The organism is Streptococcus sp. X13SY08 (genome assembly GCF_001182825.2).
In the GTDB taxonomy this organism is placed as follows: domain Bacteria; phylum Bacillota; class Bacilli; order Lactobacillales; family Streptococcaceae; genus Streptococcus.
In genome coordinates, this window is sequence record NZ_LFYO02000003.1 from 282,418 (window position 1) to 296,355 (window position 13,938).

At 41.4% G+C, this 13,938-nt stretch carries 7 protein-coding genes and 5 pseudogenes; 11 read left to right on the plus strand and 1 reads right to left on the minus strand.

Annotated features, from left to right (window positions below):
* Window positions 1-222: 222 nt before the first annotated feature.
* The 6 genes and pseudogenes from rimP to rbfA all read left to right on the plus strand — a co-directional run bounded on the left by rimP (window position 223) and on the right by rbfA (window position 5,377).
* On the plus strand, window positions 223-621 hold the full coding sequence (rimP, locus tag AEX56_RS07110) for a ribosome maturation factor RimP (RefSeq protein WP_049618502.1): 399 nt from the start codon (window positions 223-225) through the stop codon (window positions 619-621).
* Window positions 622-657: 36 nt separating this feature from the next.
* Window positions 658-1,650: a transcription termination factor NusA gene (gene nusA / locus AEX56_RS07115; protein ID WP_049618503.1), complete on the plus strand. Its 993-nt coding sequence runs from the start codon at window positions 658-660 to the stop codon at window positions 1,648-1,650.
* Between the two features lie 33 nt (window positions 1,651-1,683).
* A pseudogene (locus tag AEX56_RS07120) lies at window positions 1,684-1,896 on the plus strand (YlxR family protein); the annotation flags it as partial.
* Window positions 1,853-2,101 (plus strand): annotated as a pseudogene (locus AEX56_RS07125) (YlxQ-related RNA-binding protein); the annotation flags it as partial. The pseudogenes AEX56_RS07120 and AEX56_RS07125, both read left to right, overlap by 44 nt.
* A gap of 8 nt (window positions 2,102-2,109) precedes the next feature.
* Window positions 2,110-4,678: pseudogene (gene infB / locus AEX56_RS07130) on the plus strand (translation initiation factor IF-2).
* Window positions 4,679-5,029: 351 nt separating this feature from the next.
* Entirely contained in the window at window positions 5,030-5,377 is a 348-nt protein-coding gene (gene rbfA, locus AEX56_RS07135; protein WP_049618505.1) for a 30S ribosome-binding factor RbfA, read from the plus strand.
* 18 nt (window positions 5,378-5,395) lie between these two features.
* Here rbfA and AEX56_RS07140 read toward each other — a convergent pair whose 3' ends face one another.
* On the minus strand, window positions 5,396-6,076 hold the full coding sequence (locus AEX56_RS07140; RefSeq protein WP_049618506.1) for a trimeric intracellular cation channel family protein: 681 nt from the start codon (window positions 6,074-6,076) through the stop codon (window positions 5,396-5,398).
* Between the two features lie 234 nt (window positions 6,077-6,310).
* Between AEX56_RS07140 and AEX56_RS07145 the strand changes: the two are divergent.
* The 5 genes and pseudogenes from AEX56_RS07145 to AEX56_RS07170 all read left to right on the plus strand — a co-directional run bounded on the left by AEX56_RS07145 (window position 6,311) and on the right by AEX56_RS07170 (window position 13,932).
* A pseudogene (locus tag AEX56_RS07145) lies at window positions 6,311-7,106 on the plus strand (thiamine pyrophosphate-dependent dehydrogenase E1 component subunit alpha).
* 504 nt (window positions 7,107-7,610) lie between these two features.
* On the plus strand, window positions 7,611-8,606 hold the full coding sequence (locus tag AEX56_RS07150) for an alpha-ketoacid dehydrogenase subunit beta (protein ID WP_049618507.1): 996 nt from the start codon (window positions 7,611-7,613) through the stop codon (window positions 8,604-8,606).
* A 240-nt stretch (window positions 8,607-8,846) separates the two neighbouring features.
* Window positions 8,847-10,180, plus strand: a pseudogene (locus AEX56_RS07155) (dihydrolipoamide acetyltransferase family protein).
* A gap of 325 nt (window positions 10,181-10,505) precedes the next feature.
* Window positions 10,506-12,263, plus strand: a complete 1,758-nt coding sequence (lpdA, locus tag AEX56_RS07160) for a dihydrolipoyl dehydrogenase (protein ID WP_049618508.1) — start codon at window positions 10,506-10,508, stop codon at window positions 12,261-12,263.
* Window positions 12,264-12,942: 679 nt separating this feature from the next.
* Entirely contained in the window at window positions 12,943-13,932 is a 990-nt protein-coding gene (locus AEX56_RS07170; RefSeq protein ID WP_049618510.1) for a lipoate--protein ligase, read from the plus strand.
* The last annotated feature ends 6 nt before the right edge of the window (window positions 13,933-13,938 follow it).

Here is a 13,938-nt window from a genome sequence, read left to right on the forward strand (position 1 = left end):
TAATAGTTTAAACCAATAAAGAGAAAAATGCAAGAGAATTGATGCACAAAAATAATATTTTTGTTCGGACTTTTGTTTTTTTATTCAACAAAATTGCATTTATAGTCAATTATACATTTTTCTTTACAGTTTAACCGAATTATGTTACAATAATAAAAAATAATGAAAAGGGGGTTGGAGTTGTCCAGCCCTTTCCCTATTTTTCAAGGACAGGAGGTTTGAATGGCGAATATTGTCGAATTGGTCACAGAAACCATTCAAGGAGCGATAAAGGCGGAAGGAGGGATTTCCCTCAATGATACGGTTGAATTGTCCGAGGTGATCAGTCCTTTACTTGATACCATCAAACCAGATCCATTTCCAGAAGCTTATATGCTGGAGGTGACCAGTTCTGGTTTAGAGCGTCCCTTGAAGAACAAAGAAGCTGTAGCCGCGGCTGTTGGGAAATATATCCATGTCAAACTGTATCAAGCGATTGATAAGAATAAGATTTTTGAAGGAAATCTCCTTTCTTTTGAAAATGATGAATTGACCATTGAGTATATGGATAAAACGCGTAAAAAAGAAGTCGTAATCCCTTATACAACAGTTGCGAAAGCACGCCTTGCAGTAAAAATTTAAGAAGAAAGGACCTTTTGAGAGCAAAAGGAAACAACAATGAGTAAAGAAATGCTAGAAGCCTTCCGTATTTTGGAGGAAGACAAGGGTATTAAAAAAGAAGACATTATCGAAGCGGTCACTGAATCTCTTCGTTCTGCATACAAACGTCGTTATGGACAGTCTGAATCAGCAGCCATTGAATTTGATGGGAAAAATGGGGATTTTCGTGTTTATACTGTACGTGAAGTTGTTGATGAGGTATTCGATAGCCGCTTGGAGATTTCTTTGAAAGATGCTCTTTCAATTTCATCAGCCTATGAATTGGGCGATAAGATTAAATTTGAAGAAGCACCAGGCGAATTTGGACGCGTGGCAGCTCAGTCAGCTAAGCAAACCATCATGGAAAAAATGCGTAAGCAGACCCGTGCTATCACTTTCAACACCTATAAAGAGCATGAAAATGAAATCATGTCTGGTACAGTAGAGCGTTTTGACAATCGTTTTATCTATGTGAACCTCGGTTCTATTGAAGCGCAGTTGTCTAAGCAAGACCAAATTTCAGGTGAGGTATTCCAATCACATGACCGCATTGAAGTTTATGTCTACAAAGTAGAGGATAACGGACGCGGTGTCAACGTCTTTGTTAGCCGTAGCCATCCAGAAATGATCAAACGTCTCATGGAACAAGAAATTCCTGAAGTCTACGATGGAACAGTTGAAATCATGAGTGTATCCCGTGAAGCAGGTGACCGTACTAAGGTTGCTGTGCGCAGTCACAATCCAAATGTGGATGCCATTGGTACAATCGTTGGTCGTGGTGGTAGCAATATCAAAAAAATTACCAGCAAATTCCACGCGACAGTCGTTGTTCCTGATAATAAATTATCATTGGCAATTGGTCGTCGTGGGCAAAACGTTCGTTTAGCAGCACATTTGACAGGTTTCCGAATCGATATCAAGTCAGCTTCTGAGTATGAAGCGATGGAAGCAGAACTGTACGGTAGCGAAGAAGAACAAGTAGAAGAAGTAGTAGAAAACGACCAAGATTAGTTGGGAGGACGTCATGGTAAAGACAAGAAAAAAAAAAATAAAGAAGGACAAGTTTTTATTGATCCGACAGGAAAAGCTAACGGTCGTGGTGCTTATATCAAGTTGGACAACCAAGAAGCTTTGGATGCCAAGAAGAAAAAAGCATTTCATCGTGCCTTTAGTATGGAAGTGGATCAAGGCTTTTATGACGAGTTGATTGCTTATGTGGATCATAAAGTCAAAAGGAGAGAACTTGGACTCGAATAAGACACAAAAAATCTGTAACTTATTAGGATTGGCACAACGAGCTGGACGTCTGGTGTCTGGTGAAGATTTGGTGGTAGAAGCCATTCAAAAAGGTCAAGCAAAATTGGTATTTTTAGCCAGTGATGCTGCTTCCAATCTCAATAAGAAGATTTGTGATAAAAGCAAAACCTATCAAGTAGAAGTTGTTACCGCGTTTTCAACGCTGGGAAGAGATTGAATGAGATTGCCCGTGAATTGGGGGTCGCTAGTAAGGATGTTGTCGCTAAAGCGCAAGAGCTTGGTTTTGATGTAAAAAGCCATGCGTCAAGCGTAGATGACGATAGTGCAAAAAAATTGCGGCGAGTTTTTCAAAAAAGGCTGCTCCAAAAGCTGAGGCTGCACCTGCACCTAAAAAAGAAGTGGTTGCTGACAAAACTGTAGGAGTAAAACCGCAAGAAAATAAAGTAGAAGTTGCGCAGACAAGTGCATCAACAGAAGCAAAAACTGCCGCAACTAAGCCGGTTCGTCCGCAAAGTCGAAACTTTAAGGCAGAACGTGAAGCGCGTGCTAAAGAGCAAGCTGCTAAACGTGCCCAAGGTGGCAATGATAACCGCCGAAATAATGATCGTAACCGTAACCAGAATAATCGTCGAGATAATCGTTCTTTCGACCGTCGCAATGGAAACAATGGACAAGGTCAAAATCGCAATAATGATCGTCGGCAAGATAATCGCAGCGGTCGTAAGGAACAAGGTCGTAGCGATAATAACGGACAAGTTTCCCAACAACAAGCAAGACCTGCAGCTAAGATTGATTTCAAGGCACGCGCAGCAGCTCTAAAGGCAGAGCAAAACGCAGAATATGCACGTAGTAGCGAAGAGCGCTTCCGTCAAGCTCAAGAAGCTAAGAAGCAAGCCGTTACAAAACCAAAAGAAATCAAGTTTGAAGAGACAAAAGTAGAAGCAAAACCAACTGTAAAACCTGCTGCTACAGCTTCTGCAACATCATCGGCTGCACCAGATACACGTCGCAAAAAAGCAAGACCAGATAAAGGAAAAAATACACCTGTGGCGAAGCCTGTCACAGAGCGTAAATTCCATGAATTGCCAACTGAGTTTGAGTACACTTCAGGTATGACCGTTGCAGAAATTGCAAAACGAATCAAACGTGAACCTGCTGAAATTGTTAAAAAACTCTTTATGATGGGTGTAATGGCAACGCAAAACCAATCCTTAGATGGAGATACCATTGAACTGCTTATGGCAGATTATGGTATTGAAGCACATGAAAAAGTGGAAGTGGATAATGCGGATATCGAGCGCTTCTTTGTCGAAGAAGGCTATCTCAATGAAGATAAAATGGTAGAACGTCCACCAGTTGTTACCATCATGGGACACGTTGACCACGGTAAGACAACACTTCTGGATACCCTTCGTAATTCTCGTGTTGCGACAGGCGAAGCAGGTGGTATCACTCAGCATATCGGTGCCTACCAAATTGATGCAGATGGTAAGAAAATTACCTTCTTGGATACCCCAGGACATGCGGCCTTTACATCTATGCGTGCGCGTGGTGCTTCTGTTACAGATATTACGATTTTGATTGTAGCAGCAGATGATGGTGTTATGCCTCAAACTATCGAAGCGATTAACCATTCAAAAGCAGCTGAAGTTCCAATTATTGTTGCCATCAACAAAATTGATAAACCAGGGGCTAACCCAGAACGCGTAATCGGTGAATTGGCAGAGCATGGTGTTATTTCAACTGCTTGGGGTGGTGATTCAGAATTCGTTGAAATCTCTGCGAAATTTGGACAGAACATTGATGAACTTCTTGAGACAGTTCTCTTGGTTGCTGAAATCCAAGAATTGAAGGCTGACCCAACGGTTCGAGCAATCGGTACAGTGATTGAAGCCCACTTGGTATCGTTGTCGGCAATACTTTTGGTCGTGTTCGTGCCATGGTTAATGATCTTGGCCGTCGTGTGAAAACTGCGGGTCCATCAGCTCCAGTTTCTATTACTGGCTTGAATGAAGCACCAATGGCAGGTGACCACTTCGCGGTCTATGAAGATGAGAAAGCTGCACGTGCAGCGGGTGAAGAGCGTGCTAAACGTGCTCTTATGAAGCAGCGTCAAGCGACTCAGCGTGTTAGCCTCGAAAATCTCTTTGATACCCTTAAAGCTGGTGAAGTTAAGACTGTTAATGTTATCATCAAGGCAGATGTACAAGGTTCTGTTGAAGCCCTTGCGTCTTCACTTCTCAAGATTGATGTCGAAGGCGTTCGCGTCAATGTTGTCCATTCGGCTGTCGGTGCTATCAATGAGTCTGATGTGACTCTTGCAGAAGCTTCGAACGCTGTTATCATCGGTTTCAATGTTCGCCCTACTCCAATTGCTCGTCAGCAAGCAGACAGTGACGAGGTTGAAATCCGTCTCCATAGCATTATCTACAAGGTAATCGAGGAAGTCGAAGAAGCCATGAAGGGTAAATTGGACCCTGAATATCAAGAAAAGATTCTTGGGGAAGCCATTATCCGTGAAACCTTCAAAGTTTCTAAAGTTGGTACGATCGGTGGCTTCATGGTTATCAACGGTAAAGTTACTCGCGATTCGAGCGTTCGTGTCATCCGAGAAGGCGTTGTTGTCTTTGACGGCAAATTAGCAAGTTTAAAACACTATAAAGACGATGTGAAAGAGGTTGGTAATGCCCAAGAGGGTGGTCTTATGATTGAAAATTACAACGATCTCAAAGTGGACGATACCATCGAAGCTTACATCATGGAAGAAATTGTGAGAAAATAGACCTTCCTTTACTCATCGTTACTGCGCCTTGTCTGGCTTGAACTATGCCTTTGGCGTAAACATTCAACTCTTCGTATAGCCTATTGTGAAGTCCGCTAGTTTCTAGCAAGAGTTAAAATTGAACTCTTTCAAGTAGCGTCGTAGAACTCTCAGTTAAAAACTCTTGGTTTTATCTACCGAGAGAACAACAACTAAAAAGCTGGGCTTGCAGCCTAGCTTTTCTATTAAATAGTAAGAAAGGAAAGGAACCCGAACGGGAGGGGCATGGAAAAGACAGCCCATTGTTGACATCAGGATGTCAGATGGTCTCCTATTTTTAGTTCGCCTCTTGTTCGCTCTTGGTACTTAATTATGGCAAACCATCGTGTGGACCGTGTTGGTATGGAAATCAAGCGTGAAGTTAACGAGATTTTGCAGAAAAAAGTGCGTGATCCGCGCGTGCAAGACGTGACCATCACGGACGTGCAAATGCTTGGTGATTTATCAGCAGCAAAAGTGTACTATACCATCCATTCAACCCTAGCTTCAGACAATCAAAAAGCCCAAACAGGTCTTGAAAAAGCAACAGGGACTATTAAACGTGAATTGGGTAAGAATCTGACCATGTACAAAATCCCAGACTTAATTTTTGTGAAAGATGAGTCGATTGAGTACGGGAATAAGATTGACCAAATGTTGCGTAATTTGGAGAAAAAATGATAAGAAAAAAAGGAGATCCTATGAGAGAATTTCCTTCTTTTTTTGTTTTTCTTTCTTTTCCATATTTGGAAGGTTGATCTTATATTTGATGACAAATAAGCGAATTAGGAGGAAAATCATGAAGAGTGCAATATAGACTCGAATACGCGGGAAATCGAAATCAATCACCAGAAAATGATAGGAAATTCCTGCGATGAAGGCTAGAACAGCATAGACATCTTCCTTTAAGACGATGGGTGTTTCATTGACAAGTATGTCGCGCAAAATACCTCCGCCAGCTCCTGTCAAAGCGGCTAGGATACCAGTCGTCATAAAATTGAGATGGAGACTAACTCCCGTACTAGCGCCAATAAGGGCAAAGATAGCAAGACCGATTGAATCAAAAATAAGATTAGTAGTTGTTAAAAAGTGGAGCATCTGTTTTTCGCGTGGTGTTTCATTTCTCTTTATACGCACCACAAAATACATGATAAAAGCTACAGCGATAGACAGATAGATAGAGGACGGATCACGTAAAGCGGCGGGAACATCTCCAACCATGGTATCACGAATCATTCCACCGCCTACTGCAGTGATGATTCCTAAAAGAGTAATGCCGAAAATATCTAGATTTTTTTTGAATCCTTTCACCACGCCAGATACAGCAAATGCGATGGTGCCAATATAGTTGCAGATAACGAGAAATAAATCAAAATCCATAGATGCCCCTCCACAGGCTATCTTATCACAAAATGAGTGCTCTTTCAATGGCATGAACTAATTTGTGAAACAAAAAACAATATAGGAAATATTCATCTTTTAAAAGATGATGGAAATTCAGATAAATCAAGGGTTTTATTCTCTTTGAAAGAGAATAAAATCGGTTCAAATGTTTGCAATTTGTGAATTATTGGGCTACCATAGTAGGGAAACAGAATTACTTTGGAGGAAAATATGGTATCTATTTCAAAAGAACAACATTTGGATATGTTCCGAAAAATGCAACAAATCCGTGATGTTGACATGAAACTTAACAAATTGGTTCGTCGTGGCTTTGTTCAAGGGATGACCCACTTCTCAGTTGGGGAAGAAGCAGCAGCGGTTGGACCGATTGCAAGTTTAACAGACCAAGATATTATCTTCTCACATCACCGTGGTCATGGTCAAAAGGAAACTTTGGTTCAAATGGTATCGTCGGTGGTGGCTATGCTCTTGCAGTAGGTGCAGCACTTACTCAACAATACACGAGTCAATGAACTTGGCTGCTGTTTGGAATTTACCAGTGATCTTCTTCATCACAAACAACCGTTACGGAATTTCAACAGATATTACCTATTCTACTAAGATTGCTCACCTTCACGAGCGTGCGGCAGCCTATGGTATGCCAGGTCACTACGTTGAAGATGGTAATGATGTGATTGCGGTTTACGAAAAAATGCAAGAAGTTATCGAATACGTTCGTGCAGGAAATGGTCCAGCTATGGTCGAAGTGGAATCTTATCGTTGGTTTGGTCACTCAACAGCTGATGCTGGAACTTACCGTACAAAAGATGAAGTTAACGAGTGGAAAGCAAAAGACCCACTTAAGAAATACCGTACATATTTGACAGAAAACAAGATTGTCACAGACGAAGAGTTGGACGCTATTGAAGTTGAAGTTGCTGAACAAGTAGAAGCAGCTGTAAAATATGCTCAAGAAAGTCCAGATCCAGATATCTCAATTGCATTCGAAGACGTATACGTTGACTAACGTAAGAAGTATGACTGGGACCTAAAGGTCTTGTCATACTACGGCAGCCACTGTAAGGTGGACTGCCTACATACCTTACTAACTTCAGACATTTCGCAATATCGGCTAAATGTCTTCCGTGTCGTAGTTGCTAATCGTTTTGCAATAACTTTCACAGTCACAAGTGACGAAGCAAGTTCAGACAACTACGACGCTTGAACACAATTGGAAGTAATGAGGACGAAAATGGACACAGCAAAAATAGGAAGTGGCAAGTGATGCTTGCATCACACAGCTACTTATCTTTTTTACAAAGTCCTTAGTCCGAATACGATTCTAAGTAAATGAGAGCTAGAAACGAGCAATTATAATCAGAAAATGAAGAAAGGAAAGGGTTCATGCGCGCAAGCGTAATCGAACCCGAGCGACCTGCTGTGTGAAAAAGATGAATCCTCCTAGAGGCTGGTCCTCTTTATCGGCTTCCCTATTTTCACTTTGCATGTGACGCTCTTGGTATCATAATTTATGCCAGAAATGAAAGTTATGGCCTTGCGTGAAGCCATTATTCAAGCACAAAGCGAAGAAATGCGCAAGGATGAAAAAGTATTCTTAATGGGAGAAGATGTTGGTGTCTACGGTGGTGACTTCGGTACTTCTATCGGTATGTTGGAAGAATTCGGTCCAAAACGCGTTCGCGACACTCCTATCTCTGAAGCAGCTATCGCAGGTTCTGCAGTTGGTGCTGCCCAAACAGGTCTTCGTCCGATCGTTGACTTGACCTTCATGGACTTTGTCACTATCGCTATGGATGCTATCGTCAACCAAGCGGCTAAAACAAACTACATGTTTGGCGGCGGTTTGAAAACACCTGTTACCTTCCGTGTAGCATCAGGTTCAGGTATCGGTTCTGCGGCGCAACACTCACAATCTCTTGAAGCATGGTTGACACATATTCCAGGGATTAAAGTGGTCGCACCAGGTACTGTAAATGATGCAAAAGGTCTTTTGAAATCATCTATCTTGGACAACAATCCAGTTATCTTCTTGGAGCCAAAAGCTCTTTATGGTAAAAAAGAAGAAGTCAACCAAGATCCAGATTTCTATATTCCACTTGGTAAAGGTGAAATTAAACGTGAAGGTACTGACGTAACCATCGTATCTTATGGACGTATGTTGGAGCGTGTAATGAAAGCTGCTGAAGAAGTGGCAGCTGAAGGGATTAACGTAGAGGTCGTTGACCCACGTACCTTGATTCCGCTTGATAAAGAACTCATCATTGAATCAGTTAAGAAAACTGGTAAAGTTATCTTGGTCAACGATGCATACAAAACTGGTGGTTTCATCGGTGAAATTGCATCTATCATTACTGAAAGTGAAGCATTTGACTACTTGGATGCCCCAATTATCCGTATTGCTTCTGATGATGTACCAGTTCCTTATGCAAACGTTCTTGAAAATGCAGTCTTACCTAACGTAGAAAAAATCAAAGCTGCAATCTACAAGCAAGTCAATAAAGGCTAATCACAGGTATATGATCTATTGGCTGGTTTTCTCAATAAGAAGCCAGCTAAGCTTGTGTTTAGTAGATTTTGTAGAATTCAACAACGAAGAAATATAGAAAGGAAAAGGGTTCAATTACTTAAAAACGAAATTGAACCCGCCCTAAACACTTGGCAAAAAGAAAAAGTTCTCCTAGATGCGAGACGTCTTCGTCGGCTTTCCTATTTTTGCTTTGTGTTTTACGGGCTTGGTATCATACATATGGCAGTAGAAATTATCATGCCTAAGCTCGGTGTGGACATGCAAGAAGGCGAAATCATCGAGTGGAAAAAGCAAGAAGGCGATGTTATCAATGAAGGCGACGTCCTCTTGGAAATGATGTCTGACAAAACAAGCATGGAATTAGAAGCTGAAGAGTCAGGTGTTCTCGTTAAAATCGTTCGTGGCAACGGCGAAGTGGTTCCTGTAACAGAAGTGATTGGTTACATCGGTGCCGAAGGTGAAGATGCTAGTTCATTGGTTGCTGAAGCAGCTCCAGCAGTGAGTGATACTCCTGTTGTAGCGACAGCAGCCCCAGTTGAAACAGTTGCTCCTGTAGAAGCTCCAGCTCCAGCAGCAAAATCACAAGGTGGTGGCAAAGTACGTGCAACTCCAGCAGCTCGTGAAGCAGCACGTGACCTCAATATTGATCTTGGACAAGTTCCAGGAACAGGTGCTAAAGGACGTGTTCACAAGTCTGACGTAGAAGACTTCAAGGGTGCGGCACCAAAAGCAACACCACTTGCTCGTAAGATTGCTGAAGATAAAGGCAGGTGTTAGAAGCACAAGCACCTAAAGCAGAAGTTGCAGCAGCTCCAGCTAAAGAAGAAAAACCAGCTAAAGAATTGCCAGAAGGCGTTGAAATCATCAAGATGTCAGCTATGCGTAAAGCAATCTCTAAAGGAATGGTTAATTCTTACCTCACAGCTCCAACCTTCACGCTCAACTATGATATTGACATGACCAACCTCATGACTCTTCGTAAACAAGCGCTTGAGCCAATCATGAATAAAACAGGTCTTAAAGTGACCTTTACAGATTTGATTGGTCTTGCAGTAACACGTACCTTGATGAAAGAAGAACACCGTTACATGAACGCTTCATTGATCAACGATGCTCAAGAAATTGAATTGCATAAATTCGTTAACCTTGGTATCGCTGTAGGTCTTGATGAAGGTCTTGTCGTGCCAGTTGTTCACGGTGCAGATAAGATGAGCTTGTCAGACTTTGTGGTTGCATCTAAAGATGTCATCAAAAAAGCACAATCTGGTAAGTTGAAAGGCGCTGAAATGTCTGGTTCTACATTCTCTATCACAAACTTGGGAATGTTCGGCACCAAAACATTTAATCCAATCATCAACCAACCGAACTCAGCTATCCTTGGTGTATCTGCAACAGTTCAAACACCAGTTGTAGTGGATGGAGAAGTTAAAATTCGTCCAATCATGGCACTTTGCTTGACAATCGACCATCGTATTGTTGATGGTATGAATGGAGCGAAATTCATGGTGGACCTCAAGCACTTGCTTGAAAATCCATTGGAATTGTTGATCTGATAAAGAAGTTGGATTGTAAAGAAAAAAACTTTAAAGAAAATAGAGAAAGGAAGTAGAACGAGTTCGTGAGATTTGAACACGAACTAAATGCTCGGAATTTAGATAGACTTTCTTGGATGCAAGCATCCTACGTAAGTCTCCTAAAATTCGGTCGCATTTGGGCGTTCTGTTTCTTAAATAGCACATAGTCTTATAAGACAACTAGACAGAAAGGAATTGAACCCGACCGGAGAGCTTGGGAAAAAGATAAATCGATCGGAAAATCAGGATTTTCCACGATTTCCTATTTTCCAGTCGCTCTCTAGTCGGCCTAGGTATCTTAATTATGGCAATTGAAATCATCATGCCTAAACTTGGCGTTGACATGCAAGAAGGCGAAATCATCGAGTGGAAAAAACAAGAAGGTGATGTCGTAAACGAAGGTGATGTGATCCTTGAGATGATGTCAGATAAAACGGGCATGGAATTGGAAGCAGAAGACTCAGGTGTTCTCATTAAAATCGTTCGCGGGAACGGTGAAGTTGTTCCTGTAACGGAAGTCATCGGTTATATCGGTGCTGAAGGGGAATCTGTTGACTCTGCTGCAGCCCCTGCTCCAGCAGAAGTGGCACAAGCAACTGCTGACTTGAAAGCAGCTGGTTTGGAAGTTCCTGCAACTCCTGCAGCAGCTGCAGCCCAAGCTCCAAAAGCTGAATTGGCAGCAAATGAATATGATATGGTTGTTGTCGGTGGTGGACCTGCAGGTTACTACGCAGCCATCAAAGGTGCTCAATTGGGTGGTAAAATCGCGATTGTTGAGAAATATGAATTTGGTGGAACATGCTTGAACAAAGGATGTATCCCAACGAAGACTTACCTCAAAAACGCTGAAATTCTTGATGGTCTCAAGATTGCAGCTGGTCGTGGTATCAACTTAGCCTCTACTAACTACACAATCGACATGGATAAAGCAGTCGACTTCAAGAACTCAGTGGTTAAAACTCTTACAGGTGGTGTCGCTGGCCTCTTGAAAGCTAACAAAGTAACGGTCTTTAACGGTCTTGGTCAAGTGAACCCAGATAAAACAGTTACCATCGGTTCTGAAACCATCAAAGGTCGCTCTATCATTCTTGCAACTGGTTCAAAAGTTTCTCGTATCAACATCCCAGGTATTGATTCTAAGTTGGTATTAACATCTGATGATATCCTTGATTTGCGTGAAATTCCTAAATCACTCACTGTTATGGGTGGTGGTGTTGTCGGTGTCGAGCTTGGCCTTGTTTATGCATCATACGGTACAGAAGTAACAGTTGTCGAAATGGCTGACCGTATCATCCCAGGTGTGGACCGTGAAGTGTCTGTTGAATTGCAAAAAGTCCTTTCTAAGAAAGGTATGAAATTCTTAACATCTGTTGGTGTTGAAAAAATCGTTGAAGCAAACAATCAATTGACTATTAAGTTGAATGATGGTTCTGAGGTTGTTTCTGAAAAAGCTTTGCTTTCTATCGGACGTGTACCACAGTTGGCTGGACTTGAAAATCTTAACCTCGAAATGGATCGTGGACGTATCAAAGTCAATGCTTACCAAGAAACATCCATCCCAGGGATCTACGCACCAGGGGATGTCAACGGTACGAAAATGCTTGCCCACGCTGCTTACCGTATGGGTGAAGTGGCTGCAGAAAATGCTATCAACGGCAACCACCACAAAGCGAAATTGGACTTCACTCCAGCAGCGGTTTATACACATCCAGAAATCGCCATGGTTGGTTTGACAGAAGAACAAGCGCGTGAGCAATACGGTGATATCCTCATCGGTAAAAATAGCTTTACTGGTAACGGTCGTGCCATCGCTTCTAATGAAGCACACGGTTTCGTTAAAGTTATTGCTGACGCTAAATACCATGAAGTTCTTGGTGTTCACATCATCGGTCCAGTTGCTGCTGAAATGATTAACGAAGCTGCAACTATTATGGAATCTGAATTGACAGTTGATGATGTAGCAGCATCAATCCATGGTCACCCAACATTCTCAGAAGTAATGTATGAAGCCTTCTTGGATGTATTGGGAGTGGCTATCCACAACCCACCAAAAAGAAAATAAGACTATCATTTTCTAACTGCTAAAGCAGTTGAAAATGAACGGCAAGCACTATGGTGTCTTGCCTAAGTCTCAAACTAGAAAATGACCACTGTTAGTATCGAACAGTGGTCATTTTCGTCATAAGTTTGTTAAATCTATGGACTAAAGTCTATGATTTAACACGCCAGTCGCTATGGCGAACTGGCTAACTCTTAAACTAAAAATAAGCAACAAGTATAATCGACTTGTCGCTTTATTTTGTCGTAATCAATTCTTATCTAATTGTTAAAGCAAGGGATAGTAAGTAGCAAGCACTATGCTGAATTGCTATGTGAGCTGTCGGAGTCGATTTTACTCCGACGAGTGAAGCTAGTGAAGGTTTTAGCCAAGGTCCTGACAGGACTTGGCGTAGAAAATATAGTAATCGCAGATTTTCTTAAAACTTGCCTAAGTCTTAAACTAGAAAATAGTCACTGTTATTCTCGAACAGTGGCTATTATCATCATAAATCTAGTTAAAGGAACTAAAGCCTATGATTTTCTTAAGATTCTATCTGGCGTGTGAGCCGTTCTATCGGGTGACGATCAGTTCTGATTTCCATTAGAAAGGATAGGATTTTCCTTCTAAAATATGGTCATTTTTTGTAAAATTTGTTATAATAACTTGGAGATGTTATAAAAGTAATACTCTGGAGGAACCCATGAAATATATTATTAATAATTCAAATGACCCTGCCTACAATATCGCACTTGAAGCCTTTGCTTTCAAAGAATTAACAGATATCGATGAAATTTTTATTCTTTGGATCAATGAACCTGCTATCATCATCGGTAAGCACCAAAATGCTATTCAAGAAATCAATAAGGAATACACAGATGCGCATGGTATACATGTAGTTCGTCGTTTGTCAGGTGGTGGTGCGGTTTACCATGATCTCAATAACCTTAACTACACCATTATTTCTAATAAGGCGACCGAAGGAGCTTTTGACTTTAAAACCTTCTCAAAACCGGTTATCGATACCTTGGCAACTCTTGGTGTAGAGGCGAATTTCACTGGTCGAAATGACCTTGAAATTGATGGTAAAAAAATCTGTGGCAATGCGCAAGCTTATTCAAAAGGTCGCATGATGCACCATGGTTGCTTGCTTTTTGATGTGGATATGTCTGTTTTGGGTGATGCTCTCAAAGTTTCAAAAGATAAAATCGAGTCCAAAGGTGTCAAATCTGTGCGTGCCCGCGTAACCAACATCAACAACGAATTACCAGAAAAAATGACTGTTTTGGAGTTCAAAGACGCTATCCTTGAACAAATGAAAAAAGAATACCCAGATATGGATGAATACATTTTGTCAGAAGATGAGTCGGCTCGCATCCAAGAGATCCGTGATACTCAATTTGGCACATGGGAATGGAACTTCGGAACAACTCCTGAGTACACAGTAGAGCGCAATGTCCGCTACCCAGCAGGTAAAATTACTAGCTATATCAAGACAGAAAAATCAGTCATCGAGTCTATCAAGATTTATGGAGACTTCTTCGGTATTGGTGATGCATCTAACATTGAAAAATTGTTGGTAGGAACACGCTACGAGTACAAAGGTGTTCTTGAAAAATTACAAACAGTGGATATTAACTATTACTTCTCACGCATGACAACAGAAGAAGTAGCCAAATCAATTGTAGCTTAATAATGC